Origin of the sequence: Kitasatospora sp. NPDC057542, from assembly GCF_042801945.1 — a bacterium.
Taxonomy (GTDB): Bacteria; Actinomycetota; Actinomycetes; order Streptomycetales; family Streptomycetaceae; genus Kitasatospora.
Map to the genome: position 1 here is coordinate 1 of NZ_JBHVFE010000076.1, position 25,505 is coordinate 25,505.

The following is a 25,505-nucleotide window of genomic DNA, read 5'->3' on the forward strand; positions in this document are numbered from 1 at the left end:
TGCCGCGCCCACACGGGGCGGCACGGGCCGGTGCCGGGAGGCCGACGCCTCAGAACGCGATCCGCACCTTCAGGGCGGAGCGGTCGTCCATCGCGCGGTAGCCGTCCGGAACGCCGTCCAGGTCGACGGTGCGGTCGAAGACCAGACCCGGCTCGATGGCGCCCGAGAGCACGTCCGGCAGCAGTTCGGGGATGTACGCCCGGGCCGGGGCGACGCCGCCGTTCAACGAGACGTTTCGGCCGAACATCTGACCGATGTCGACGCCCGCGCTGCCGCCGTGCGGCACCCCGACGTAGCCCACCGCGCCACCGTCCCGGGTGATCGAGATGGCCGTCCGCATCGACTCCTCGGTGCCGACCGCCTCCAGCACCGCGTGCGCGCCCTGACCGCCGGTCAGCTCCTTCACCGCCTCGACCGCGGCCTCGCCGCGCTCCGCCACCACGTCCGTCGCACCGAAGCGACGGGCCAGCCGGGTGCGGGCCTCGTGCCGACCCAGCGCGATGATCCGGCCCGCGCCCAGCCGGTGCGCCGCCAGTACGCCGCACAGGCCCACCGCGCCGTCGCCGACCACCGCGACCGTCGCACCGGGCCGCACCCGCGCCGAGACCGCCGCGTGATGCCCGGTCGACATCACGTCGGACAGCGCCAGCAGCCCGGGCAGCAGCTTCTCGTCGCCCGCCGCCTCCTTCGGCAGCTTCACCAGCGTCCCGTCCGCGAACGGCACCCGCACCGCCTCGCCCTGGCCGCCGTCCGACCCGACCTGCCCCCAGAACCCGCCGTGCGGGCAGGACGTCTGGAAGCCTTCGAGGCAGAAGTCACACGTCCCGTCCGACCAGACGAACGGCGCGACCACCAGGTCGCCCTTGGCGAAGCCGCGCACCTCGGCGCCGACCTCCTCGACCACGCCCAGGAACTCGTGCCCGATCCGCTGTCCGGCCACCCGCTGCGCCACCCCGCGGTAGGCCCACAGGTCGCTGCCGCAGATGCAGGCGTTCACCACGCGGAGCACCACGTCCGTCGGGTGCTGGATCACCGGGTCCGGTACTTCTTCGATCCGGATGTCGTTGGGGCCGTGAATCACGGTGGCACGCATGCGCTGTTCCTTAGCTGAACGATCTCGACCAGGTGTACGACACCCCCGCCGACCACTCTATTCCGGCCGGCCGGTCGGAACATTCCGGCCGGAGCCCCCCGCCCGGCCCCTTATCCTGTTGGACCATGCAACCGATCCAGCCCGAGACGTACGGAGCGCCGCGGACCGCACCGGTCCCCGCGCAGCGCTCCGCCGCCCCCACCGGGGGCTTCGCGGTCGTCGACGTCGAGACGACCGGTCTCGGCCGCTCGGACCGCGTCATCTCGGCGGGTGTCTACCAGCTGGACGCGGACGGCGACGTCGTCGACCACTGGTACACCCTGGTCAACCCCGAGCGGGACCCGGGCCCGGTCTGGATCCACGGCCTCACCGCCGAACTGCTCGCGACCGCCCCGACCTTCCCGCAGATCGCCGACGAGTTCGCCACGCGCCTGGAGAACCGCGTCCTGGTCGCGCACAACGCACTCTTCGACTGGAACATGATCTCCCGCGAGTTCTCCCGGGCCGGCCTGCGCGCCCCGGTCGAACAGCGGCTGTGCACCATGGTCCTCTCCCGCGACCTGCGCCTGCCGCTGCCCAACGGCAAGCTGTCCTCGCTCGCCGCCCATTTCGGTGTCCAGCAGCGCCACGCCCACAACGCCCTTGACGACGCCCGGGTGCTCGCCGAGGCCTTCCGCCCGAGCCTGCACCTCGCCCGCGACGGCGGCGTGCCACTACCGCTCCAGAACTGCGTCGCGGTCACCGACCTCGGCGAGGAGGAGCCCGCCACACCCGGCCGCAGCACCTGGTCCGGTGCCACGTACCGCCAGGCCAAGAAGCGCCCGCCCTGCCCGCACCCCAACCCGGGGCGCTGGGAGGACGGCAAGCCGCTGGTCCAGGGCATGCGGGTGGCCATCACCGGCGACACCGCCACCGACCGCGAGGTCCTGGAGGACCGCGCGGTCGAGGCCGGCCTGCACATCGCCACCTCGGTGAGCCGCCTCACCAGCCTGCTGGTCACCAACGAGCCGGACAGCTGGAGCGGCAAGGCCCGCAAGGCCCGCGACGTCGGCACCCCAGTGGTCGGCGAGGACGCCTTCCTCCAGTTGCTGCGCGAAGTCGCCCCGCACCCCGGTGCGTGAGCCGGTTGTGAGGTCGGCGTACCGTTCCCATGTGTACCGTTTTCTGCTGACCCGACAGTGGCTGATCACCATGCTGGTCGCGCTGCTGCTGATCCCCGCGACGATCAAGTTGGGCTTCTGGCAGCTGCACCGCCACGAGGCACGGGTGGCCCGGAACGAGCTGATCGGCCAGGCCCTCACGGCCGCGCCGGTCCCCTTCGACACCCTGTCGCCGACCCCCGGCTTCGCGGTCCCCAAGGACCTCACCTGGCGCGCGGTGACCGCCACCGGACAGTACGACCCGGCACACGAGTTCGTGGTCCGCAAGCGGACCGACTCCAACGGGACCATCGGCTACTTCGTCGTGACCCCCTTCCAGCTCGCCGACGGCAAGGGCACCGTCCTGGTCAACCGCGGCTGGGTCGCCTCCGGCACCGGAGCCACCGAGTACCCGCCCGTCCCGGCCGCCCCCACCGGCGAGGTCTCCCTCGCCGGCCGCCTGCGCGCCGAGGAGACCTACGGCGCCAGCGGCATCAAGGACCGCACGGGCCTGCCCGACCGCCAGTTCAACCTGATCAACACCGACGAGCAGGCCAAGCGGACCGGCGCCCCCCTCCTCGGCGGCTACCTCGAACTCACCGGCACCACCCCGGCCCCGGCCGACCAGCCCGAGCTGATCCCCGAGCCCAACCACTCCGACATCGGCCCGCACATGGCCTACGCCATCCAGTGGTGGCTGTTCACCGCCATGATCCCGGTCGGTGTCTGGGTCCTCGCCCGACGCGAGGCCAAGGACCGCGCCAAGCAGGCCGCCGAAGCCGAGGTCCCGCTCGACGCCGTCCCCGCCTAGAGAACGTCGTCCAACTCCCTCAGCAACCGCGCCTTCGCCCGCGCCCCCACCACCGACCGCACCGGCCGCCCGTCCCGGAACACCATCAGCGTCGGCATCGACAGCACCCCGTACGCCGACTGCGTCCGCGGGTTGTGGTCCACGTCCACGCTCACCACCCGCAGCCGATGCGCCTCCTCCCGCGCGATGTCCGCCAGCACCGGCGCCATCATCCGGCACGGCGGGCACCAGTCCGCCGTGAAGTCCACCAGCACCGGTCCCCCGGCCGCCAGCACCTCCGCGGCGAACGTCTCGTCCGTCACCGCCGGCACACCCGTGATCTCCACCACCGTCTACTCCTTCACCAGTTCACAAAGGGGCGGTTCCTGAACGGCGGCCAACTCGTCCCTGGCCCTCACCGCCCGATCGAACTGCCCCGCCACCTGCGCCCGCACGTCCTGGAGCCGGGCGATGCACTCGTCCAGCTCCCCCAACTTCCGGCGGTACACCTCCAGAGAGGCCGGGCACGAGTCCCCCTCCGGGTGCCCCGCCCGCAGACACTCCACGAACGGCCTGGTCTCCTCCAGCCCGAACCCGAAGTCCTGCAACATCCGGATCTCCCGCAGCAACCGCAGATCCGCCTCGTCGTACGCCCGGTACCCGTTGCCCGCCCGCCGGGCCGGCAACAACCCCAACTGCTCGTAGTACCGCAACGCCCGCGTGGTCGTCCCCGCCCGCTCCGCCAACTCCCCGATCCGCACGCCGAACCACTCCTCCCGCACTTCCGGCAACGACCGTAAACCTTCCCCCCGGCGTCAACGCCAGCCCCGACCCGCCCCACCCCGGCGGGCGTGCAGGGCCAAGCCCGCGCGCGCCCGCGCGGAAACCCACCCACTCCCCCACCCTCCCGGGAGCCCCGGCCCGCAAACCCCGACCCCCACCGGGCACTATGTCCCCATGGATCTCGGACTGAAAGACAAGGCCTACATCGTCACCGGCGCCACCCGGGGCCTCGGCCTCGCCGGCGCCCGCGAACTCGCCGCCGACGGCGCCCGCGTGCTCATCAGCGGCCGCACCCAGCAAGCCGTCGACACCGCCGTCGCCGAACTCGAGACCTTCGGCACCGCCCGGGGCCTCGTCGCCGACAACGCCTCCCCCGACACCCCCGAGCGCCTCATCGCCGAGGCCCGACAGCACTTCGGCCGTCTCGACGGCATCCTGATCAGCGTCGGCGGCCCGCAGGCCGGCCCCGTCGAGACCACCCCCGAGGACGCCTGGCGCGACGCCTTCGAGTCCGTCTTCCTCGGTGCCCTCCGGCTCGCTCGCGCCACCGCCGCCGCGCTCCCCGACGGTGGTGTGATCGCCTTCGTGCTCTCCAGCTCGGTCCGCCAGCCGATCCCCGGCCTGGGCATCTCCAACGGTCTGCGCCCGGGTCTCGCCATGGCCGCCAAGTCCCTCGCCGACGAGCTCGGCCCCCGCGGCATCCGCGTGCTCGGCCTGCTCCCGGGCAGGATCGACACCGACCGGGTCCGCGAGCTCGACGGCCTCGCCCCCGACCCCGACGCCGCCCGCGCCCAGGCCAACGCCACCATCCCGCTCCGCCGCTACGGCACCCCCGAGGAGTTCGGCAAGGTCGCCGCCTTCCTGCTCTCCCCCGCCGCCTCCTACCTGACCGGCGTCATGGTCCCCGTCGACGGCGGCGCGCTCCGCACCCTCTGACCCCCGCCCCGCCCCTCTCGGCTCCTGCCCCCACTCCCGCTCCGCTCTCGGTCACTCGGCCCTGACCGGCCGGTCCCGGCTATTCCACCCTCGGCAGCCTCCGCCTGCGCCCCCGCCGACCCCGCCCATGCCGCGGCTCGGCGGGGGCGCTCTGCAGAACCCGGATCCGCAGATCGGCCGGCAACTGCGCCAGCCGCAGGCTCCCGCATGCATCCGAACGAGGCCCGTCCTCGAAGTGCTCCACCAGCGCGGCCGGGTCCCCGCCCGGCCGCAACCGCACCGCCCCGCGCAACCGCGGATGTCTCGGCGCCCGCACCAGCCGCACCCCGGCCCGCTCGACCTCCGGCAGCACCGCCGTCCGGTTCTCCAGCGCCTCCTCCAGCGCCTGCGCACCGACCCGCAGTCGAAGCCCGCTCACCCCCGGTGTCGGCACCGCGATGCTCGACAGCCCACTGCGCCTCAGCTGTGCCACCAGCCACCACACCGTCCCCGCGACCAGCACGGTCAGCCCGCCGATCACCGTGGGCCACCACCACGCCGACGCCACCCACCGCACCCGCGAACTCGCGCTCACCACCGGCTGGTCGGGCGAGGTGAGCGGCCACCACTGCGGCGGATGTACGCCCAGCCGCCGGTACAGGTCGAGCCCGCCTGCCAGCACCAGCACCCCGGCCACCAGCAGGACCGCCCCCACCATCCCCAGCATCGCCCGGTTGACGACCGTTCTGCTCACCCCGTCACCCCCTCACCGCCGGCAGCCCCGGCCCCCGTCCCAACACCGGCACCCCCACCCGGGTCCTCCCCCACCACGCCCGCAGCCCCCCGCGCCGCCCGCACGTCCAGCCGCATCGGCCGCCCCAATCCCACCCGTCCCAGCTCGTCCCGCAACTGCCGCTGCACCAGCGCCGGATCCGCCACCCCCACCATCGACACCCGGACCCGCCGCCGCCCGACCCGGACCCGCAGGTGGTCGATCCCGTCCAGCCCCGCCGCCCGGTCCGCCAGCAGGTGCCCGACCCCGGCCCGGTCGATGGCCGCGGTCGTCCCGCCGTACGGCCGCAGCACGAGCCACCGCCGCAGCCCGGGCGCGACGGCCAGCCACAGCAGCCACCCGCCGAGCAGGGTCGCCGCTCCGGCCCCCACCAGCACCCGCAGGTCGTCGAGGTGCCGTGTCGCCAGCTCGTCCGCGATCTGCGCCCGCCACTGCCGCGCCGGCTGCCCCAACCGCACGGCGACCACGTCGTACAGCAGCGCCCCCGCCACCACCAGTACCCCCGTCGCCACCAAGGCCGCCGCAGCCGTACGAGGCGCCCGCAGCCGCCTCACCTTCCCCGGCCGAACCCCCGGCGCCGGCGCCTGCACGCCTTCGGTCCCGGGAACCTGCGCCCCGGAAACCTCCGCGTTCACGAGGAACCCCCCGTCACCAACTTCTCGACCACGACGACCACTTCCGACACCCTGACCCCGGTCAGCCCCGCCACCCGCTCCCTGATCCGCTGCCGCACCGCCCCGGCCAGCGCCGCGATGTCCGAAGGGAACGGCAGCTCAAGTGCCACCCGGACCTTCACCGTGCTCCCCGGTACGGTCACCGAGACATGCGGCGGCGCCCCCTTCGCCCGTCCGGCGGGCCAGGCCTCGGACAGCACCTCCCGGGTGGCCCGATCCGCGATCCGGGCGTACACCCGGTCGGCGACCCTGAGCCGCCCCCGACGCCCCGGCACGGACCCCGAACCGGAAGCCACGGCCGGAACCGACGCGGGGCCCGCCATCAACGGCGCCGGTCGCGGCCGCGGAGCAGGTCACCGAGGTCGCCGAGATCGATGTCACTCTCCAGCAGGCGCCCGATCACGAAACCGACCAGCCCGAGCGCGGCCACCAACAGGAAGGCCGCGAACCCACCGAAGTACCCGGCGAAGCCGAGGGCCATGCCAACCACCAGGCCGATGATGGCCAGGTTCATCCGCTACTCCCTTGTCTCCCGCTGCCTCGACTGGTCCTCGGACCGGACCCCGGCCGACCCCGGCCCGCCGCTGCCCGCCCGCACCCGGCCCCGTTACTTGAGCTTCGGCCGTTGCCCGGACACCGGCACCGGCTCCTCTTCCTCCTCGAACTCCACTTCGTCCGGGAGGTGGACGTCGTTGACCGCAATGTTGACCTCGACGACTTCCAGGCCGGTCATCCGTTCGACCGCGTTGATGATGTTCTCCCGCACCTGGTGGGCGAGTTCGGGAATGACCACGCCGTACTCGACCACCAGGGCGATGTCGATCGCGGTCTGCTTCTCGCCGACCTCGGCCTTGATGCCCCGCCCGACGCTGGACTTGCCGCCGGGCACCCGGTCCCGCATCGCGCCGAAGGTACGGGCGAGCCCGGAGCCGAGCGCGTGAATCCCGACGACCTCGCGGGCCGCCATCCCGGCGATCTTCTCCACCACGCCGACGGCCAGCGCGGTGTGGCCGCGCTCCCGCACCGGCTTGGCACCGCCGGCACCCGGCGGCGGACCGGCGGGCGCGGCGCTGCCAGTGCCGCTGCCGGTGTGCTTGTGCATGGTCGCGGGCGTCGGAGTGTCAGGCATGGGTGTTTCTCCCGTCGTGCGGCTCCAGCTGTATCGCAAACCCCCCTAACTCTGGCATTTCGCCACGATCCCCGCCCGCCGAGCGACGACGCCCACCTCGCCCCGCCCCGTGCACGACGCAGGGCCCGACCCCGGGGAGATCCCTCGGGGTCGGGCCCTGCCTCGTTGCCGTGCGGTCAGTCGCCGATCCCGGCGAGCTCCCGCAGCCGGCGGGCCTGCGCCGCCCGTTCGGCCGAACGCTGCTCGTCGAAGGAGCGCCCGGCGGCCCCCTGCAGCAGGGCCTTGGTCTCGATCACCGCGCCGCGCGGGGCGGCCAGCAGGGCCGCCGCGAGGTCGCGGGCGGCGGCGTCCAGCTCCCCGCCCGGCACCACCAGGTTGGCCAGCCCGATCGCGGCGGCCTCCTCGGCGCCCACCCAGCGGCCGGTCGCACAGATCTCCAGGGCTCGCGCGTAGCCGACGAGATCGGTGAGCGGCTTGGTGCCGGCCAGGTCCGGGACGAGGCCCAGCGAGGTCTCCTTCATCGCGAACCGGACGTCCTCGGCGACCACTCGCAGGTCACAGCCGAGGGCCAGCTGGAAGCCCGCACCGACGGCGTGGCCCTGGACCGCCGCGACGGAGATCAGGTCCGGGCGGCGCCACCAGGTGAAGGCCTCCTGGTACGAGGCGATGGCCTCGTCCAGCTCCCGGTCGCCGGAGGCGGCGAGCTGGAGGAAGGTGGGCTCGCCGGGGATGCCCTCAGGGGTGAACATGGCCCGGTCCAGCCCGGCGGAGAAGGAGAGCCCCTCCGCACGCAGCAGCACCACCCGGACGCTGCCGGGCAGCTCGCGGCCCGCGTCGGTGAGGGCGCGCCAGAGGGCGGGCGACTGGGCGTTGCGCCGCTTCGGCTGACACAGGGTGATGACGGCGAGTTCGCCTTCGATCTCCAGACGGACGCCGTCCCGCTCCCAGCTCGGGGCCTGCGGGTCGATGGCGGGAGCGGTCATGCGGGGACCTCCGGTGGCGAGAGACTTGGCTACCGGAGAGTAACAAAACTCGACACGCGAGGGCAGTGCCCCGGCCCGGAAAGATCGACGGGCCCACGATGCTCGGCGAAGAGGGAGGCCGAGGGGCGAAATCGAGGAGTGAAAGGAAAACGAACGGAGGCGAGGAATGAGGAACGGGCGGCATCCCGGACATGACGATCGGCGGCCGGTCCACACGACCCGAGGGCGGACGCCCAGCTGGTGGCCAGCCGTCGTCTCCTCGGTCGGCGCCCTGCCGCCGCGTCATCCAGCCAATGGCTGACGAACCGTCAGGAACCGGCCCCGGCAGTTGCCTTGTTCTTGCCCCGCGTGGCACCGCCGCGGCCCCGGAGGATCACTCCGGACTCGCTCAGCATCCGGTGCACGAAGCCGTACGAACGACCGGTCTCCTCCGCGAGAGCGCGAATGCTCGCCCCGGAGTCGTACTTCTTCTTGAGATCGGCCGCGAGCTTCTCACGCGCGGCACCGGTCACCCGGCTGCCCTTTTTCAGAGTCTCGGCCACCCGTGCCTCCTCGTAGCGTTGCTCGGTCAGATTCCCATGATCACCCATCCACCGCGTCCTGGCCACCCATTCGACAAGGTCGGTGTCGGAAATGCGCGGTCCGCCGGTGGTGATCCGAGCGCATCAGGGCGCTCACACAGAGTGCACGCCCCCTGGGTTGATACCGCCGCTCACCGCGAAACTGCTGATCAGCAGCGTCGGCCCGACCACGATCGAGTGGCGGGCCGACGGAAAGTCCTTAAACGGAATCCGGGTCTACTTCATTCCCGGACACGCCGAAAGGACTAGATATTCTCATCTGAAAAGCGGATCTCGCGTCTACTTCCGGTCAGGCCAAGGAGACCAGATCGGCGTAGGCCGGGCTCCAGAGGTCCTCCACACCGTCCGGCAGCAGGATGATCCGCTCCGGCTGGAGCGCGTCGACCGCGCCCTCGTCGTGGGTGACCAGGACGACCGCCCCGGCGAACTCGCGCAGCGCGCCCAGGATCTCCTCGCGGCTGGCCGGGTCGAGGTTGTTGGTGGGCTCGTCGAGCAGCAGCACGTTGGCGGAGGAGACCACCAGGGTGGCGAGCGCCAGACGGGTCTTCTCGCCGCCGGAGAGCACCCCGGCCGGCTTGTCGACGTCGTCGCCGGAGAACAGGAAGGAGCCCAGGATCTTGCGGATCTGCACCAGGTCGGTGTCCGGCGCGGCCGAGCGCATGTTCTCCAGCACGCTGCGGTCCGGGTCCAGGGTCTCGTGCTCCTGGGCGTAGTAGCCGATCTTCAGACCGTGACCGGGGATCACCTCGCCGGTGTCCGGCTGCTCCACCCCGGCCAGCATCCGCAGCAGGGTGGTCTTGCCCGCGCCGTTCAGACCGAGGACGACGACCCGCGAACCGCGGTCGATCGCCAGGTCCACGCCCGCGAAGATCTCCAGCGAGCCGTACGACTTGGACAGGTCGCTCGCGGTCAGCGGGGTCTTGCCGCAGGGGGCGGGCTCGGGGAAGCGCAGCTTGGCGACCTTGTCGCTCTGGCGCACCTGCTCCAGCCCGGACAGCAGCTTCTCGGCCCGGCGGGCCATGTTCTGCGCGGCCACCGTCTTGGTCGCCTTGGCACGCATCTTGTCGGCCTGGGCGTTGAGGGTCGCGGCCTTCTTCTCCGCGTTGGCCCGCTCGCGCTTGCGGCGCTTCTCGTCGTCCTCGCGCTGCTGCTGGTACTGCTTCCAGCCCATGTTGTAGACGTCGATGCAGGAGCGGTTGGCGTCCAGGTAGAAGACCTTGTTGACGACCGTCTCGACCAGGTCGACGTCGTGCGAGATGACGATGAAGCCGCCCTTGTAGGTCTTCAGGAAGTCCCGCAGCCAGGCGATCGAGTCCGCGTCCAGGTGGTTGGTGGGCTCGTCGAGCAGCAGCACGTCGGAGTCCGAGAAGAGGATCCGGGCCAGCTCGACACGGCGGCGCTGACCGCCGGAGAGAGTGTGCAGCGGCTGGCCGAGGATGCGGTCCGGCAGGCCCAGCGCGGCGGCGATGGTGGCGGCCTCGGCCTCGGCGGCGTACCCGCCCTTGGTGAGGAACTCGGTCTCCAGCCGGGCGTACTTCTTCATCGCGTTGTCCCGGGTGGCGCCCTGGCCGTTGGCCATCCGGTCCTCGTTCTCGCGCATCTTCTTCAGCACGGTGTCGAGGCCGCGGGCGGACAGGATGCGGTCCTTGGCGAGGACGTCCAGGTCACCGGTGCGCGGGTCCTGCGGGAGGTAGCCGACCTCGCCCGAACGGGTGACGGTACCGGCGGCCGGCAGGCCCTCGCCGGCCAGCACCTTGGTGAGCGTGGTCTTGCCGGCGCCGTTGCGGCCGACCAGACCGATCCGGTCGCCGGCGGCGACCTTGAAGCTCGCGGACTCGATCAGGATCCGGGCACCGGCACGCAGTTCGAGGGCGTTGGTGGAAATCATGGCTGGGAACTACTCCTGGGACGTGAGCGGGCGGCCGGGTGGGACGGACCCGGGGCCGGGTTGGCGTGTGGGGGCTTCATCGGCGGTCGGCGCGACCCTCGTGGCGCCGCCGCCCGCTATTGCCCGGAGAAGATAGCCATGACGGCAAGTCTACCGGGCCCCGCGCCGCCCCCGGAGAAGTACCGTCCTGGGGTATTCACCGACTCCCGGCGCCTGTCGGCACACACCGAGCGGCGGCACACCGACCGCCGACCCCCGACCGGGGGCCGTCGTCCGCGAGCCCTCCCGGCTACTGCGGCTGCGCGGCCGGCTGGTCCACCGCGGGAGCTCCGGTGGCAGCCTCGGCGTCCGGGGCCGGGGGGTTCGTCTGGGCCGCCGGGTCGCCGGCGGCCGGGTTCGGCGACGGGTCCGCCGCGCAGCCGCCCTGCGGGCGGACCGCCGCGAACAGCGCGTCCACGCCGCCGCAGGCCGTCTCGGGCGCGGCTGCCTTGGTGTCGAACACCCTGGGCGGGACGATCGGGCCGTCGGTGATCTCCACCCGGCTGCGGTCCAGCACCTTGACCGTGGCGGTCGGCCCGGTGCTCATGGCCCAGCCGTTGCTGTCCAGCCGGTAGCCGGTGATGCCGCCGGAGACGGCCTGCCCGCTGCTGTTGGTGCAGGTGCGCGGGATGAGCACGGCGTAGTCGGTGTGGACGGTGCGCAGCGGGTCGTAGGCGCAGCCGGCGGAGGGCTTGTCGTTGTAGCGCAGGTCGCCGTCGGCGTCGCGCAGGCCCATGGTCAGGTTCGGCGTGACCAGGGCCAGCCAGGGCGAGCCGTCCCGCTGGACGGTGTGCAGCGCGCCCGCGGCCCGCTGCTTGGCGAGTGCCTTGCGCTGGGCGTCGGTCCGCTTGTCGGCGCCGGGCTCGCCATCGCCGTGCAGCCAGTCGGCCAGGCCGGGCACCGCACGGTGCCAGCGCACCTCGTGGTCGCCGGGGCGCACCGAGGTGACCATGCCGTCGTCCCAGACCACGATCGCGTTGTCGCCGGCCATCGCCAGGTAGAGCGCCTCGGCGCCCTCGCGGCGGTAGGACCAGGCCTGCTCGCCGGTCTGCTTGTGGAAGGCCTCCAGGCCGGGCCCCACCCGCAGGTCGAGGTCGGCCGAGCTGAGCGACTCGGAGTTCACCGGCGTCGCCCCCGCGTCGCCCGGTCCCGCGACCCGGTCACCGAACGGCACCGGCTTGTTCGCGTGCGCCGCCGCTCCGGCCGCAAGGACCAGCACCACCGCCGAGGCAGGCAGGATCGAGCGGGGGGTCAGTACACGCAGAGGCTTCCAGGACACGGGCGGAGCGTACCTTTCAGCGGGCACGCGAGTCAGCCCGGTTCCGCCACCGGCCCGTCGCGTCGGGCGTCCGCCCGGCCGCGCGGACCCTCCCCGTACGTCCACCCGCCCACCTGCGCCGTCGGCGCTCCGGCCGCTCCGCCGGGCGTGCCGGAGCGGTCCGGAAGGGCCCGGCAGGACCGTTACAGAGCTGATACCTGACAGCCGGTCGCCGGCCGTTGCGGCAGACGTTTCGGTGGACGGCATGTCTTTGGCGCCCACTTTAGGGTGACATTCGGCTTTTCCTTCCTCCATTGGGCCTACTGTCAGCGAGCGTGGCGTCACGGTCCGTCCACGCCGAGACCGTGCGCCCCGTCCACTCGACGCCCGGAGGAGAGCACCATGCGAATCGGCCGCCTGACGCTGGCCGCCGCCACCCTGCTGCTGATGGCCACGGCCAGCGTCCCGGCCGGGACGCCGTTCAGCCAGACCGAACGGCACAGTCTCTCCTCGGGCGTCATCGAGCCGCGCGGCGCGGCTTCCCGCCCGCCGGTCCAGCGGCCGAGTCACGAGCCGCCGTTCGGTGCCTTCGTCGGGTCCTGGGACGACTACATCCCGCAGATCCGCCAGTACGCGCAGTGGCTGGGCGACGCGAACATGCAGGTCGGCCACACCTATCTGGCGGGCAACGGCTGGAGCGACGTCGAGGGCGAACCGATGGTGCTCGGCCTGTGGTCGCAGTGGCGGCGGGCCGATCCGTCCCGGCTGCTGGTGCTCGGCGTGCCGATGCTGGTGCCCAGCGAGGCGAACGTGCCGGACGGCGAGGTCGCCAGGCTGCTCGCCCAGGGCGCGCGCGGGGACTTCGACGGGCACTTCCTCAAGCTCGCGCACCGGCTGGTCGCGCTGGGCGGCGCGGACACCGTGCTCACTCTCGGCTGGGAGATGAACGGCACCACCTACACCCACCGCTGCAAACCCGACCCGTCCGCGTGGAAGGCGTACTGGCGGCGGATCGTCGGGGTGATGCGCTCGGTGCCCGGGCAGCGCTTCCGCTTCGACTTCGCCCCCAGCCGGGGCCTGGACGCCGTCCCGTGGACCAAGTGCTACCCCGGCGACGACGTGGTCGACATCATCGGCATGGACAACTACGACCAGCCCGCCGGCGGCACCTTCGACGACTACGTGCACGAGCCGTACGGCCTGCAGGACCAGGTGGAGTTCGCCGCCAAGCGCGGCAAGCCGGTCTCCTACCCGGAGTGGGGGCTGTTCCGCAATGGCGACAACCCCGAGTTCGTGCAGCGGATGGTCGACTGGATCCGCACCCACGACACCGCCTACCAGACCGTCACCGACTACTGCCCGCACGGCTTCTTCGAGTGCGACCGCAATCCCCGCTCGGCGGCGACGTTCAAGCAGCTGATGGCCGGTTCGAAGGGGGCGCCGACGCCGGCGGAGGCGCTGGCGGCACCCGCCGTTCCGGCCGCGCCGGACGTGCTTGCGGTGCCGGTCCCGCCCAGCCCGCCGGACTCACCCACCGTGCCGTCCGCACCCGCTGTGCCCGGGGGTGCCGCCGCGCCCGGTGGGACGGCGAGCCCGTCGGCCCGTCCGACGACCGGTAAGCCGACGGGCAAGCCGGCGGGCGCGACGCACGCCCGGCACTGAGCGGTCAGCTGCGGCGGCGGGCCAGCAGCGCCTCCTTGAGCCGGGGGAAACGGGTGCGCAGCTGGTGCGCCGCCGCCTGCCGGGCGCACACCGCCCCGGCCCGGACGGCGGCCGCCGGTGCCGCCCCCGCCGGGCCGAGCAGCAGCCGCTGGTTGGACAGCTGGTCCGGCCGCCAGCGCTGCTTGTACGGCTCCTGGCCGCGCAGCAGGCCGAGCAACGGGACGCCCGCTCCGACCGTCTCGTCCAGGGCCGCGCCGAACAGCAGCCCGGCGATGTCCAGCCGCTCGCGCAGCGCCGGGTGCGCGCCGTACATGTACAGCCCGCCGAAGGACGGGCAGAGCAGCAGCAGGTTCACCGCGACCAGCCTGCCGTCCAGGTGGAACTGGTGGACGGCGGCCTTGCCGGCGGCGACCAGACCGGTGGTGGACTCGGTCAGGTGCCGGGCGAACCGCTCGGTGCGGTGTTCGGGCGTGATGCCGCGCGCCTGCCACTGCAGGAAGTGCAGCCGCAGCAATCCGTCCAGCGCCTGCGGCACCTCGGCCACCGGGGTCGAACGGACCTTCACCCCGGCCTCGGCGATCTTGCGGAGCTTCACCCGGCTGCGCTGGGCGGTCTTGCCGGGCACCCGCTTGAGCAGCTGGTCCATCGGGACGGCCGGCAGGTACTGGCAGAGCGAGTCCTGGTAGCGGCAGCGGCTGCCGCGCCAGTGCTCGTACACCCGCTGCACCGCCGCCTCGGGGTGCACCTCGCGCAGCTCCAGCCACTGCCACGGGCGGGCGAGCGGGAGGGCGGCGGCGAACTCGGCGGCGGCCCTGTCGGCGCACTCGTCGTCGAGCAGGACGTCGGTGTAGTCGACCAGTCCGCCGCCGAGGCCGGTCAGGCCGCCGAGCGGCCCGCCGCGGCGCACGAAGGCGCCGGCGCCGACCAGCCGGTCGTCCCGGCGGACCAGCACCACGAGCAGGCTGCCGGGGCGGCCGTAGTGACGCCACCAGGAGCGCTGCCAGTCGGAGGCCTGGAAGAAGGTGGCCGTCCGGCAGCGGGCGGCCAGGTCGTCCCACTCCTCGGCGAGGGCGTCCAGGGCGTCGTCCTCGCAGCGCAGCTCGGTGGTCCAGGCCGGCGCCGTCGACTGGGCGGGCAGGACGCTTCTGCGGGTCTCGGTGCTCATCGGCCGCTCCCGGCCGGGGCCTTCGAGCGGGCGGCGGGCTGTTCCGCGGCCGGGGGCTGCTCCGCCGCCACGGGCTCGACGCCGGTGCTCTTGTCGGTCTTCCCGGCGGTCTTCTTTTCGGCCTTCGTGCCCTTCCCCTTCGAGCCATTGGCCTTCGTGCCCTCGACCTTCGTGCCCTCGACCTTCGAGCCCTCGGTCGCGGCCTCGATCTGGGACTCGGCTTGGGGGTCGGCCTCCGCCTTGGGCTCGGCCTCGGCCTTGGACTCGGTCTCGGCCTTGGGCTCGGCCTCGGCCTTGGGCTCGGTCTCGGCCTTGGGCTCGGCCTCGGCCTTGGGCTCGGTCTCGGCCTTGGGCTCGGCCTCGGCCTTGGCCGGCTCCTCGCTGCGCGGGCGCGGCGTCCTCGGGACCGCCACCGGCACGGGAGCGGCAGGGGCCTCCAGTGCCTGCGCGGCCTGCGGTGCCTGCGCGGCCTGCGGTGCCTGCGCGGTCTGCGGCGTTCCGGGGCTCCCGGCGGCCTCCGGCCTCCCCGCGCCGCCCCGACGGCGGGTCGTCATCACCAGCGCGCCCAGCAGCAGCCCGGCCGCGCCGCCGACCGCGACGTCCAGCTTCCCGGACGGCGTGGTCGGCCTGTCCGGCGCGGCGGCCGGGGACAGCGTCACCAGTCGGACGTTGGTGTCCTTGCTGCTGGTGTTGGCGAAGGCGACCAGCGCCCGGGCCACCGCGTCGGCGGCCCGGGCGGCCTGCTGGGGGCGCTGCCCGGTGCCGGTGATCTCGATCATCGGGGCGTCCGGGGAGGTCGTCCCGTGCACCAGGGACTCCAGCTCGGACCGGGTGCGGCCGGTCTCGGCGGCGGCCGCCGCGAGCACCTGCGGCCGGCCGGCCAGCCGGCCGTACGCCTGGGCGAAGTTGGTCGCGATCGCGGCCTCCCCGGGGTTCTGCGCGACCACGAGGACGTAGGCGTTGGCGGAGTACGACGGGTGCGAGACGACGGCGTACCCGGCGCCGGCCGCGGCGCCCAGCGGAACCGCGAGCACCACCGGCCACCAGCGGCGGACCAGGCGGCGGGCGCTTCGGCGCGAAGTGGTCATGGGTGTGGCTCCTTGGGTCTGGTACGGCGTTTCCGGCGGTGGCGGGCGTTCAGTCGCGGGCCAGCCGGTCATAGAGGGCACCCAGGTCTGAGGCGACCCGGGCGATGTCGTAGTGGCCGACGGCCGGGGGGTGCGGCAGCGGGTCGGCGGTGTGCCTGCTGAGCGGCCGCAGGTCGCGCAGCGCGGCGACGTAGGCGGCGGGTTCGGAGGGGATGCGGCGGGCCTGCGGAGCGGCGCTGGGCGGCAGTTCGTCGAGCGCCGGGCAGGCGCTGTGCCGCACCGGCAGCCCGGCCGCGAGGCCCTCCAGGACGCCGAGGCCGAAGGTCTCCGTGGTGGAGGGGGCGGCCAACACGTCCAGGGCGGCCAGCAGTTCGGGGACGTCGTCGCGCTCACCGGTGAGCACCAGCCGCTCCCGCACACCGAGTTCGTCGGCCCGGCGCTCCAGCGCGGCGCGCTCCGGGCCCTCGCCGACCAGCACCAGCCGGGTGGCAGGGTCGAGCTCGGCGAGCGCCTCGACCAGCACCTCGAAGCGTTTGCCGGGCACCAGCCGGCCCACCCCGCCGACCACCCAACTCCCGTACGGCAGACCGAGCTCGGCGCGCAGCCGGCGGCGGGCGGCGGCCCGTTCGGCGGGCGGGAAACGGTAGCGGGAAGTGTCGATGCCGTTCGGGATCAGCTCGATCCGGGCGGGCGGGACGCCCCAGGAGCGCAGTGTCTGGGCGACCTGGCGGGAGACCGCGACGGTGGTGCTGCCGAGCCGCTCGGCCGCCAGGTAGAGGCCCTTGACGCCCCGGGTGACCGGACGGCCCTCGATCACCCCGGCGTGCAGCGAGTGCTCGGTGGAGACCACCGCGCGCACCCCGGCCAGCCGGGCGGCCAGCCGGCCGTACAGCTGTGCCCGGTAGAGGTGGGTGTGCACCAGGTCGTAGTGGCCGGCCCGGACGAACCGGACCAGCCGGGGCAGCGCGCCGAGGTCCCGGTTGCCGCGCATGCCGAGGTGGTGGACGGTGACGCCGTCGGCGCGCAGCACGGCGGCGACCGTGCCGGGATTGGTCAGGGCGAGCACCTCGCACTGCTGGTGCGCCGGCAGGTGCCCCAGCAGCAGCTGGAGTTGACGCTCGGCGCCGCCGGAGGCCAGGCCGGTGACGATGTGCAGCACCCTCATGGCCGGGGCTCCCGGCGGGACCGGCGCAGCTCGGTGACGGCGTCGCGCAGCCGGTGCCGGCCCTTCTCGGCGCGCAGCCACCAGGCGCCGTCGCGGTCGCCGAGGCAGCAGCGGGGCAGTGCGAAGCGGCCGGTGACCGGGGAGTGCGCGATGGCGCAGGCGTGGTCGTACCCGGCGTCGCACACGGCCGGGGCGGCGGGCAGGTCGACGGCGCCGTACGGGTAGCAGAAGCCGGTGACCGGGCCGCCGGGGTCCTCCTTCTCGGCCGTCACCGCGTGGTACACGAGGATCCACGGCGAGGCGGAGCCGGGGATCGGCGGTTCGCCGGCCGGGCGGCGGCTCCTGGGCGGCCGTGCCCGGTGCGGCGGTGTGTTGCTGACGCCCGCCCGGGCCGAACGGACGGTTCCCCGTTCATCGTCCATGGGGACGCTTCCCTTCTTCGGCGACGGTTCGCGGGTTCCGGACGGGCCCCAGGGCCCGGGCGACGGCGAGGACCGGGCCGCGCACCTCGCGGGCGCCGAGCCCGGTACCGAGGGCCGCGAAGGCCAGCGCCACGGTGAGGCCTCCGAGGAGGGTCGAGAGCAGGGGGTCGGCGGCCAGTCCGGCGGCAGCGGTGCCGAGCACGGTGGCCCCGGCGGCGGCGGCCACCAGCCGGCCGTGGCCGCCGAGCACCCGGCGCAGCCGCAGCGGGATGCCGCGGAGCACCAGGCCGTGCAGCAGCAGTGCGGCGGTGGTGGTGATGCCGGCCGCGTTGCCGGCGGCCAGCCCCAGGGCGCCGAAGCCGGGTGTGGTGAGCAGGCCGGTAGCGACGGTGACGCCGAGGCCGAACACCATCGCGGCGGCCGGGTACCAGTCCAGCAGCCGGCGGCGGCCGTCCTCGGTGCCCGGGTCGTCGGCCCGGCGGACCACCGGACGCAGCGAGAAGTAGGGGCGGATCATCACGCCGATGAGTGCCTGGGCGGGCAGGCCGAAGCTGTACACCCGGATGACGTCGGCGGTGGCGGCGGTGTCGTGCGGGCCGAAGGCACCGCGTTCGAACAGCAGCGAGACCACCGAGGGGGCGCAGGCCATCAGGAAGGCGGTGCCGAGCAGGACGACGGCCGCGGCCTGGCCGAGGTCCTGCTCCACCCGGTCGCGGGCGGCGGTGAGGTCCCCGGCGGCGAGTGCCCGGGCGACCAGCGGGAAGGTGACGGTGCAGATCAGGATGCCCGCCGTCATGGCGAGCTGGGAGACCTTGGCGGCGTAGTTGAGGTGCGAGATGGTGCCCGGCGGCAGCGCCGAGCCGAGGTAGCGCTCGACGAAGACCTGGGACTGGCGGGTGAGCGTGAAGGCGGCCACCGGCAGCAGCGCGAGCGGCATCAGCACCAGGGCCCGGCGCGAGCGGCGGCCTCGGCCGGCGCCGGGCGGGCCCTGGCGCAGCCTGCGCAGGAAGGGGCCCACCAGCAGGCCGGCCATCAGCAGGCTGCCGGCCGCGACGCCGAGGGCGGCGGAGCGCACGCCGAGGTAGGAGTGGAAGCAGAGCAGGACGGCGAGGATGCCGAGGTTGTAGGCGACGTAGATGCCGGCCGGGGCGGTGAAGCGGTGGTGGGCGCGCAGCGCGGCGACCAGGAAACCGGCCACACCGAAGGGCAGTACGGTGATCGCGGTGATCCGGGTGCAGGTGACGGCCAGGTCGGGTTCGGTGAGGCCGGGGGCGAGGAGTTCGACCAGTTCCGGGGCGCCCAGGGCGACGGCCAGGGCGAGCCCGCCGAGCGCGATCAGCAGCCAGGGCAGGGTGGCGCGGACCAGCTGGCGGACCGGGTCGGGGGCGTCCGGGTCCTCCTCGCGCAGCACCAGGGCGAGGGCGAAGGCGGGCACCATGAGGAAGGACATGGCGTCCTCGATCAGCAGCGGTGCGGCGGTCTCGGGGACGGTCCAGGCGACCAGGAAGGCGTCGGTGCCCTGGTTGGCGCCGAAGTAGCGGGCCAGCAGGAGGTCGCGCAGCAGGCCGAGGCCGGAGCCGGCGGCGCTGAGGACGACGGTGATGCCGAAGGCCTTGGCGACGAAGCCGCGCCGGGGGGCCGGGTGGTGCTCGACGGCCGGGTCCTGGCCGGGGGCGCTGCGGGGGGCCGGGAGGGAGGAGGCGAGGGCGGTCGGCTGGTCGGTGGTCACCGGGCCGCTCCGGTGGTCGCCGCCCCGGTGGCGGGACGCTCGGGCCGGTGTGCGGCCGCGCGGGCGGCGAGGCCGAGGACGACGGAGGTCAGCACGGTGGTGGTGCCGCCGATGTCGGCGTACAGGAAGTCGACCAGTACCCAGGTGAGCAGGGCGAGTGCGGCGAGCCCGGGGCCGTGGCGGTGGTGCAGGCAGCCGAGCAGCAGGGCGAGGAAGAGCGCGGCGTAGGCGGTGATACCGATCAGGCCCTGCTCGCTGAGCACCAGGAGGTACATGTTGTGCGGGGAGAGCAGCGGTTCGCGCTGGAAGCCGATGGTGGCGTCGGCGGCATCGCTGCCGGAGGACAGCCGCAGCGGGGCGCGGCTGTCGCGCAGTTGCTGGAAGGCCTTGGGTCCGGCCCCGTGCACGGGGTGGTCCTGCCAGATCCGTCCGGCGGTGGCCCACAGGTCGTACCGGTCGGAGACGGACTGGTCGGGGGCGGCGGAGACGGAGCCGATCGAGCCGAGCCGTTCGGTGACGCCGGAGCCGCCGAGGCCGAGGCCGCCGACCAGGACGACCGCGGCGGCCAGGCCGAGGACGGCGCTGCGCACCAGCAGCCGGGCGTCGGCGCGCAGCAGCAGCACGGTGGCGGCGAGGCCGGTGGCGATCCAGCTGCCGCGGCTGAAGGAGACGGCCAGCGGGAAGGAGAGGAAGGCGGCGGCGGCGCACATCGCGCGGCGCAGCCGGGCGTTGCCGCCGGGCCCGCGCTCGCCGAGGGCCAGCGCGAGGGCGGCGAGCAGCCCGTAGCCGACCACGCTGGACATCGCCATGACGTCGAGTGCGCCGAAGGTGCCGACGGCCCGGATCGGCTGGCCGGTGTAGGAGGCGCCGGTGTGGGTGAGGTACTGCTTCGCGCCGACCACGCCCTGGATCAGCGCGGCGAGCACGAAGGAGCCGAGGACCAGGCGCTGGTCGGTGCGGTCGCGCAGCGAGCAGAGGACTGCGGCGGGGACAAGGACGAACACCTGGGTGAGCCGGACGAAGCCGGTGACGCCGGCGGCCGGGTCGATCGAGCCGATGGTGGAGACCGCGGCGGCGACCACGATCCCGCCGAACAGCGCGCAGGTGGTGCGGCTGATCGCGGGCAGCCGCCCGCGCAGCAGGTTGAGCGCGGTGAGGGCGACCAGGGCCAGCGAGGCGAGGTCGGCGGCGGTGATGTGGACGGCGGCGGCGACGTCCTTCTCCCCGGTGGGCACGCAGACCAGCAGGACGGTGGCCGCGGTCAGCGGGCTGGTGCGCTGCGCGAGCGCGGGCAGCGCCTTCCGTAAGGCCGGGCGGGGGAAGGCCGAGATGGTCAGGGCCACGCGGGATCAGCTCCCGTCCGGGTGGAGCATCAGAGCCGCGGTGCGGCACAGGATCTTGACGTCCTGCCAGAGGCTCCAGCTCTCGATGTAGCGGTTGTCGAAGCGGGCCCGGTCCTCGATGGAGGTGTCCCCGCGCAGGCCGTTGACCTGGGCCAGGCCGGTGAGGCCGACCGGGACCCGGTGGCGGTCGGCGTACTCGGGGTAGGCCTGGCCGAACCGCATGGCGAAGTACGGCCGTTCGGGGCGCGGGCCGACCAGGCTCATGTCGCCGCGCAGGACGTTCCACAGCTGGGGCAGCTCGTCCAGGGAGCTCTTGCGCAGCAGTCGGCCGACGGTGCCCATCCGGTGGTCCTGGGAGATGTTCCAGCGGGTGGCGGACTCGTGCTCGTTGCTCGGGCGCAGGGTGCGGAACTTGAGGACGGTGAAGACCCGGCCGCCCAGGCCGGTGCGCTGCTGGCGGAAGAGCACGCCGGGACCGGTGTCGAAGCGGACGGCGAGGGCGCAGAGCACCAGGACGGGGGTGAGCAGCAGCAGGCCGACCGCGGCGGCGGTGACGTCCAGGGCGCGCTTGGCGGCCCAGCCGGGGCGGCGCCTCGCCGGGCGGCCGACCCGCAGGCAGGGGAAGCCCCACAGGTGGTCGCCGCCGATGATCGGGGTGGCGGGCAGTGAGCCGTACTCGCGCAGCGCGGGCACCAGCCAGACCTGGCAGCCGAGCCGGGCGGCCTCGCGCAGGGTGGCGGCGGTCTCGGCCTCGTCCTCGGCGCCGGCGGTGGCGATCACGTGCTGGACGCCGTGCCGGCGCACCTCGCGCTCCAGTGCCTCGCGGCCGCCGAGGACGGGCAGGCCGGTGTCGCCGGACAACAGCGGCGGGTCCGCGTCGAGGAAACCGACCGGGCGCATCCCGTACTCGCCGTGCTCGCGGAGGGCGGCGGCGACCCGGTGGCCGAGTCGGCCGGCGCCGAGCACGAGGACGGGGCTGGGGTGGCTGCGGCGGGCCCGCCGGACCAGGTGGTAGAGGACGGCGCGGCCGACGGCGGCGATCAGCAGCTGGGCGCCGAGCAGGACGGTGAGCCGGGCCGGGCCGGCCGGGCCGCAGTCGGGCCAGCGGTCGCCGAGGCAGCCGGACAGGGTGACGGCGAAGGCGGTGGCGACCACGGCCCGGGCGGCCAGCGCGGGCAGTTCGTCCAGGACGGAGAGGGTGAGCCGGGAGCGGTAGAGGCCTCCGGCCAGGTTGAGCAGGAGCAGCAGGGGCAGGACCGCGGGGACGCCGAGCAGCGGGTCGAGCGGGGCGGCCGGGTCGACGGCACGGTTGGCGATGCCGCCGGCGGAGCACAGCGCGATGATGTCGGCTTGGACCAGCGCGAGCGACAGGGCCAGCCGGGCGCGGACCGTCCTGCGGGGTCGGCGCGGCGACGGGACCACTCGGGGGTGCGCCACTCCCGTCGGACGGTCGAGCAGCCCGGTGCCGGGCCGGCGGGGGCCGGCCAGGGGGCCGCCCGATCGCGGCACACTGTCGTGGTCAATGGTCATCAGCGCACGATCTCCCCTGCTGTGTGCCCGGGGTGACGGTGCCCCGGCACCGGTTGGCGCTGGGCGGCCGTCCCGGCCCGGTGGGCGCGGTCCTGACAGCACCTGCTGCCGCTGGCGGCTTTCGGATGTCCGGTGGCGGGGCCGATCGTGGAGGGACCGGTCACGAACGAGTCGGTCACGAGGGGCTCAACCGCGAATTCCCGGCGCGAAATCTGAACGAAGCAGGCGAAATTCGACAATACAGAACCGGGCTGCACAGGGCGGAAGTTGACTTGCCAATTCATTCCAGCCGCCCATTAATAGGTATTTGAGATTTGACTCCTCGCCTCCCTATCCGGTCGAGGGCGCGAATACGACAGCGCCGGAAACGGCGGGCATTCACGGCATGTGAAACGATCAGATCCGCTCGGGGACACGGGCCCGGCGTCGCCCCGCCGTCGGGCCGGCGCCCAGCAGGTGGCGGTAGAGGACATCCACCTGTTCGACCACGGTGCGCACGTCATGCCGACCGACCACGTGGTCACGCAGCCGGGCGCCGCGCCGCTCACATTCGATCGGATCCGACAGCGCTTCCCCCATCCGGACGGCGAGGGCCCGCGCGTCCTCGGGCGGGACCACCGCGTGCGCGAGCTCGGACGGCGGCAGGCACTCCCGGGCGCCGGGCACGTCGGTCAGCAGCACCGGACGGGCGGCCGCCATCGCCTCCAGCGGGGCCAGCGCCATCCCCTCCCAGCGCGAGGGCAGCACCACCAGGTCGGCCGCCGCCAGCCACGGGCGGGGGTCCGGTACGTCCCCGACCAGCCGGACCCGGGCGGGCTCGGCGGTCTCCCGCACCAGCTCCGCCACCCGCTGCTCCTCCGGCCCGCCGCCGACCAGCGCCAGCCGGGCCCGCGGCACCCGGCGCAGCACCTCCGGCCATGCGGCCAGCAGCACGTCCTGGCCCTTCTGCCGGCACAGCCGCCCGACACACACCGCGAGCGGGGCGTCCAGGTCCAGGCCGAGCGCGATCCGGGCGGCGCGGCGGTCGGCGGGTGCGTAGTGGCGCACGTCCACGCCGTTGGGCACCACCGCCCAGTCGGCGTGCACCCCGGCCGCCACACCGTCGGCCCGCTCCTGGACACTGACGCACAGCAGCCGGTGCGACCAGCGGGTGGCGAAGCGCTCCCAGCGCAGGGTGGCAGCGGCCAGCGCGCCGTCGACGGCGGCGAAGGACCAGGCATGCGGCTGGAAGACGGTCGGCACCGCGCCGCGCACCGCGAGCCGGCCGGCCAACCCGGCCTTGGCGCTGTGCAGGTGGACCACGTCGGGCGCGGCCGCCCGGACGATCCGGCGCAGCCGCCAGGCCTCGGCGAGGGTGCCCGGGCCGGGCGAGCGCCGGGCGGGCCAGTCCTGGACCAGCGCGCCCATCGCGGCGGCCTCCTCGGCCAGCCGCCCGCCGCGAGGACAGGCGACCAGCACCCGATGGCCGGCCTCCCGCTGGCCCCGCACCAGATCGGCGACGACGCGGGCGACCCCGCCGTCCACCGGTTGGGAAATGTGAAGGATCGTCATATGCACGGCGGCGAGCCTAGGGTGGCTCTCCGGCGCCTGGTGGCGCCAATCACCCGCAGGTGGTGGTTCGGCCACCCGTACGGCTTTCGGCTCGTACGGGCGACCGAGCCGCTCGAATTCCAGGGCGATTCGATCGCTTTGATGGATCGACGCGCGCGAATCGCACGGTTGGCGATTCCGGCGGCTCCGCGAGCCCCGGCGGACCGTGGGGTCCTCAGTGGAAACCGAGGCCTTCAGTGGAACTTGAGGCCCTCGGCGAACGATGAGGTCCCCGGCGGACCTGCGGTGGCCTCAGCGGACCTCGGCGGCGAGGTTGGCCAGCACCTGGTCGTGGATCCGGTTCAGGCCCTTCGGGGCGAAGGTGCGTTCGAAGAAGCCGCCGATGCCGGTCGCCCCCTGCCAGGTGGCGGTCACGGTGACCTTGGAGCGGCCCTCGCCGACGGCCGAGACGATCCAGGTGATCACCATGCTGGAGTTGGCGTCCTTCTCCACCAGCTGGTCGGGCTTGGGCGCGGAGACGGTGAAGAGGCAGTCGCGCACCCGCTTCTCGGTCGCCTGGAGCTTCCAGTGCACCTGAGTGCCGGCACCGGCGCCGCCGACCCGCACCTCGTACTCGCTGTACTGTGCGGGCAGCAGCTTCGGGCGGGTCACCTGGTAGTCGGCCAGCGCCTCGTACACCCGCTCGGGGGCCGCGTCGTAGACCCGCTCGGTGGTGGCCTGCACCTGTCCCATGACCTTGCTCTCCTCATGTGGTGGGAACCGCTCTGTCCGGCAAGCCAATCACAGGGTCGCGCCCGCGACGCGGCGGGATAGGGTGGCCGGTGTGCTCGATCTGGTGACTGCTGTGCGCTACGTCGACCCGCTGCGGGCCGGCGGCTCCGTCCCCGGCGTGGTGGAGACCGACGACCTGGGGACGTACGTGGTCAAGTTCACCGGGGCCGCGCAGGGCCGCAAGGCGCTGATCGCCGAGGTGATCGTCGGCGAGCTGGCCCGGCGGCTGGGCCTGCGGGTGCCCGAGCTGCGGCTGGTGGACTTCGACCCGGCCGTCGCCGTGGACGAGCCGGACGCCGAGATCCAGGACATGCTCAAGGCCAGCGCCGGCCTCAACCTCGGGATGGACCTGCTGCCCGGCGCGCGGGACTTCCGGCCGGGGATGATCGCGGTGGACTCCGTCGAGGCCGGCCGGGTGGTCTGGCTGGACGCCCTGACCGGCAACGTCGACCGCACCGTGCACAACCCCAATCTGGTGGTCTGGCACGGGCGGCTCTGGCTGATCGACAACGGCGCCGCACTGATCTTCCATCACCGCTGGGCGGGGGCCGAGGCGGCGGTAGGCAAGGCGTACGACCTCAGCGCGCACGCGCTCGGCGGCTCGGCCCCGGACGTCCGGCTGGCCGACGAGGAACTCGGGCCGCTGGTCACCGTGCCGCTGCTGGAGGAGGTGGTGGCGCTGGTCCCGGACGAGTGGCTGGCCGGCGAGCCCGGCTTCGACTCGGTGGACGCCGTCCGGCACGCCTACGTCACGCACCTGGCCGCCCGGGTGGTGCTCTCCGAGGAGTGGCTGCCGGAGGGCTTCGCCACGCCCGAGCAGCTGCGCGAGGCGGAGCGGCGGCGGGCGGCCCGGACCCGGGCGGGCCGGCCGGCCTGGCTGCAGGAGGTGCCGGACCTGCACGGCAAGCCGTCGGTGGAGACGATCTGGGAGCACCACTTCGACGAGGGCTAGCCGGGCCGGCGGGCCGGCGCGGGGCGGCCGGAGCGCGGCTGGGCGGATGCGACCGACTGGTG

Annotated in this window: 26 protein-coding genes; 5 read left to right on the forward strand and 21 right to left on the reverse strand. The window is 73.9% G+C overall.

Annotated features, from left to right (window positions below; translation table 11 throughout):
• Nucleotides 1–49: 49 nt before the first annotated feature.
• Nucleotides 50–1,093 (reverse strand): zinc-dependent alcohol dehydrogenase family protein, encoded by a 1,044-nt coding sequence (locus tag ACFU7Y_RS12725; RefSeq protein WP_224274681.1) that lies wholly within the window; start codon nt 1,091–1,093, stop codon nt 50–52.
• A 125-nt stretch (nt 1,094–1,218) separates the two neighbouring features.
• Between ACFU7Y_RS12725 and ACFU7Y_RS12730 the strand changes: the two genes are divergently transcribed.
• Both ACFU7Y_RS12730 and ACFU7Y_RS12735 read left to right on the forward strand, forming a co-directional pair.
• Entirely contained in the window at nt 1,219–2,214 is a 996-nt protein-coding gene (locus ACFU7Y_RS12730) for a DEDDh family exonuclease (RefSeq protein WP_224274679.1), read from the forward strand.
• A gap of 31 nt (nt 2,215–2,245) precedes the next feature.
• The gene (locus tag ACFU7Y_RS12735; RefSeq protein ID WP_224274677.1) at nt 2,246–3,043 is read left to right on the forward strand and encodes an SURF1 family protein; all 798 of its coding nucleotides are present in this window, start codon (nt 2,246–2,248) and stop codon (nt 3,041–3,043) included.
• On the opposite strand, the gene trxA is transcribed toward ACFU7Y_RS12735, so the two are convergent.
• Both trxA and ACFU7Y_RS12745 read right to left on the reverse strand, forming a co-directional pair.
• The gene (gene trxA, locus ACFU7Y_RS12740) at nt 3,040–3,372 is read right to left on the reverse strand and encodes a thioredoxin (protein WP_308020129.1); all 333 of its coding nucleotides are present in this window, start codon (nt 3,370–3,372) and stop codon (nt 3,040–3,042) included. The two genes, ACFU7Y_RS12735 and trxA, sit on opposite strands and share 4 nt — an antisense overlap.
• A gap of 3 nt (nt 3,373–3,375) precedes the next feature.
• Nucleotides 3,376–3,783, reverse strand: a complete 408-nt coding sequence (locus tag ACFU7Y_RS12745) for a MerR family transcriptional regulator (protein ID WP_224274731.1) — start codon at nt 3,781–3,783, stop codon at nt 3,376–3,378.
• Between the two features lie 196 nt (nt 3,784–3,979).
• Here ACFU7Y_RS12745 and ACFU7Y_RS12750 point away from each other — a divergent pair, with 196 nt between their 5' ends.
• A complete protein-coding gene (locus tag ACFU7Y_RS12750) occupies nt 3,980–4,741 on the forward strand; it encodes an SDR family oxidoreductase (protein ID WP_224274669.1) in 762 nt (253 codons plus the stop codon).
• A 79-nt stretch (nt 4,742–4,820) separates the two neighbouring features.
• On the opposite strand, the gene ACFU7Y_RS12755 is transcribed toward ACFU7Y_RS12750, so the two are convergent.
• From ACFU7Y_RS12755 to ACFU7Y_RS12795, 9 genes are all read right to left on the reverse strand, one after another.
• Nucleotides 4,821–5,474, reverse strand: coding sequence for an alkaline shock response membrane anchor protein AmaP (locus ACFU7Y_RS12755; RefSeq protein ID WP_380767793.1), 654 nt, complete (start codon nt 5,472–5,474; stop codon nt 4,821–4,823).
• The gene (locus ACFU7Y_RS12760; RefSeq protein WP_380767794.1) at nt 5,471–6,025 is read right to left on the reverse strand and encodes a DUF6286 domain-containing protein; all 555 of its coding nucleotides are present in this window, start codon (nt 6,023–6,025) and stop codon (nt 5,471–5,473) included. Before ACFU7Y_RS12760 ends, ACFU7Y_RS12755 begins: the two co-directional genes overlap by 4 nt.
• Nucleotides 6,026–6,144: 119 nt before the next feature.
• A complete protein-coding gene (locus ACFU7Y_RS12765; RefSeq protein ID WP_224274664.1) occupies nt 6,145–6,462 on the reverse strand; it encodes a hypothetical protein in 318 nt (105 codons plus the stop codon).
• Between the two features lie 47 nt (nt 6,463–6,509).
• Nucleotides 6,510–6,701 (reverse strand): hypothetical protein, encoded by a 192-nt coding sequence (locus ACFU7Y_RS12770; protein ID WP_224274662.1) that lies wholly within the window; start codon nt 6,699–6,701, stop codon nt 6,510–6,512.
• A 93-nt stretch (nt 6,702–6,794) separates the two neighbouring features.
• Nucleotides 6,795–7,316 (reverse strand): Asp23/Gls24 family envelope stress response protein, encoded by a 522-nt coding sequence (locus ACFU7Y_RS12775; protein ID WP_224274660.1) that lies wholly within the window; start codon nt 7,314–7,316, stop codon nt 6,795–6,797.
• A 176-nt stretch (nt 7,317–7,492) separates the two neighbouring features.
• The gene (locus tag ACFU7Y_RS12780; RefSeq protein ID WP_224274658.1) at nt 7,493–8,299 is read right to left on the reverse strand and encodes an enoyl-CoA hydratase/isomerase family protein; all 807 of its coding nucleotides are present in this window, start codon (nt 8,297–8,299) and stop codon (nt 7,493–7,495) included.
• Between the two features lie 308 nt (nt 8,300–8,607).
• The gene (locus ACFU7Y_RS12785) at nt 8,608–8,841 is read right to left on the reverse strand and encodes a helix-turn-helix domain-containing protein (protein ID WP_030059940.1); all 234 of its coding nucleotides are present in this window, start codon (nt 8,839–8,841) and stop codon (nt 8,608–8,610) included.
• A 328-nt stretch (nt 8,842–9,169) separates the two neighbouring features.
• On the reverse strand, nt 9,170–10,768 hold the full coding sequence (abc-f, locus tag ACFU7Y_RS12790) for a ribosomal protection-like ABC-F family protein (RefSeq protein WP_224274657.1): 1,599 nt from the start codon (nt 10,766–10,768) through the stop codon (nt 9,170–9,172).
• 289 nt (nt 10,769–11,057) lie between these two features.
• Complete coding sequence (locus tag ACFU7Y_RS12795) at nt 11,058–12,086, reverse strand: hypothetical protein (protein WP_380767797.1); 1,029 nt, start codon at nt 12,084–12,086, stop codon at nt 11,058–11,060.
• Between the two features lie 381 nt (nt 12,087–12,467).
• On the opposite strand from ACFU7Y_RS12795, the gene ACFU7Y_RS12800 reads away from it, so the two are divergent.
• On the forward strand, nt 12,468–13,727 hold the full coding sequence (locus tag ACFU7Y_RS12800) for a glycoside hydrolase family 26 protein (RefSeq protein ID WP_380767799.1): 1,260 nt from the start codon (nt 12,468–12,470) through the stop codon (nt 13,725–13,727).
• A gap of 4 nt (nt 13,728–13,731) precedes the next feature.
• Here the strand turns inward: ACFU7Y_RS12800 and ACFU7Y_RS12805 are convergent, their stop codons facing one another.
• The 9 genes from ACFU7Y_RS12805 to ACFU7Y_RS12845 all read right to left on the reverse strand — a co-directional run bounded on the left by ACFU7Y_RS12805 (nt 13,732) and on the right by ACFU7Y_RS12845 (nt 24,452).
• Nucleotides 13,732–14,892 (reverse strand): GNAT family N-acetyltransferase, encoded by a 1,161-nt coding sequence (locus ACFU7Y_RS12805; protein ID WP_380767800.1) that lies wholly within the window; start codon nt 14,890–14,892, stop codon nt 13,732–13,734.
• Nucleotides 14,889–15,980 carry a Wzz/FepE/Etk N-terminal domain-containing protein gene (locus ACFU7Y_RS12810; RefSeq protein ID WP_380767802.1) on the reverse strand — a complete coding sequence of 364 codons (1,092 nt, stop codon included), beginning with the start codon at nt 15,978–15,980 and terminating at the stop codon, nt 14,889–14,891. The genes ACFU7Y_RS12805 and ACFU7Y_RS12810 overlap by 4 nt, the downstream gene beginning before the upstream one ends.
• Before the next feature lie 49 nt (nt 15,981–16,029).
• On the reverse strand, nt 16,030–17,145 hold the full coding sequence (locus ACFU7Y_RS12815; protein WP_380767804.1) for a glycosyltransferase: 1,116 nt from the start codon (nt 17,143–17,145) through the stop codon (nt 16,030–16,032).
• Nucleotides 17,142–17,567 (reverse strand): hypothetical protein, encoded by a 426-nt coding sequence (locus ACFU7Y_RS12820; protein ID WP_380767806.1) that lies wholly within the window; start codon nt 17,565–17,567, stop codon nt 17,142–17,144. Before ACFU7Y_RS12820 ends, ACFU7Y_RS12815 begins: the two co-directional genes overlap by 4 nt.
• Nucleotides 17,557–19,296, reverse strand: coding sequence for a murein biosynthesis integral membrane protein MurJ (gene murJ / locus ACFU7Y_RS12825; protein ID WP_380767808.1), 1,740 nt, complete (start codon nt 19,294–19,296; stop codon nt 17,557–17,559). Before murJ ends, ACFU7Y_RS12820 begins: the two co-directional genes overlap by 11 nt.
• Nucleotides 19,293–20,639: an O-antigen ligase gene (locus ACFU7Y_RS12830; protein WP_224282694.1), complete on the reverse strand. Its 1,347-nt coding sequence runs from the start codon at nt 20,637–20,639 to the stop codon at nt 19,293–19,295. The genes murJ and ACFU7Y_RS12830 overlap by 4 nt, the downstream gene beginning before the upstream one ends.
• Nucleotides 20,640–20,645: 6 nt before the next feature.
• Entirely contained in the window at nt 20,646–22,169 is a 1,524-nt protein-coding gene (locus ACFU7Y_RS12835) for a sugar transferase (RefSeq protein WP_380767810.1), read from the reverse strand.
• 396 nt (nt 22,170–22,565) lie between these two features.
• The gene (locus tag ACFU7Y_RS12840) at nt 22,566–23,720 is read right to left on the reverse strand and encodes a glycosyltransferase (RefSeq protein WP_380767812.1); all 1,155 of its coding nucleotides are present in this window, start codon (nt 23,718–23,720) and stop codon (nt 22,566–22,568) included.
• 291 nt (nt 23,721–24,011) lie between these two features.
• Entirely contained in the window at nt 24,012–24,452 is a 441-nt protein-coding gene (locus tag ACFU7Y_RS12845; RefSeq protein WP_224284557.1) for an SRPBCC family protein, read from the reverse strand.
• Nucleotides 24,453–24,543: 91 nt separating this feature from the next.
• Here ACFU7Y_RS12845 and ACFU7Y_RS12850 point away from each other — a divergent pair, with 91 nt between their 5' ends.
• Nucleotides 24,544–25,443: a HipA family kinase gene (locus ACFU7Y_RS12850; protein WP_380767814.1), complete on the forward strand. Its 900-nt coding sequence runs from the start codon at nt 24,544–24,546 to the stop codon at nt 25,441–25,443.
• Nucleotides 25,444–25,505 lie beyond the last annotated feature (62 nt).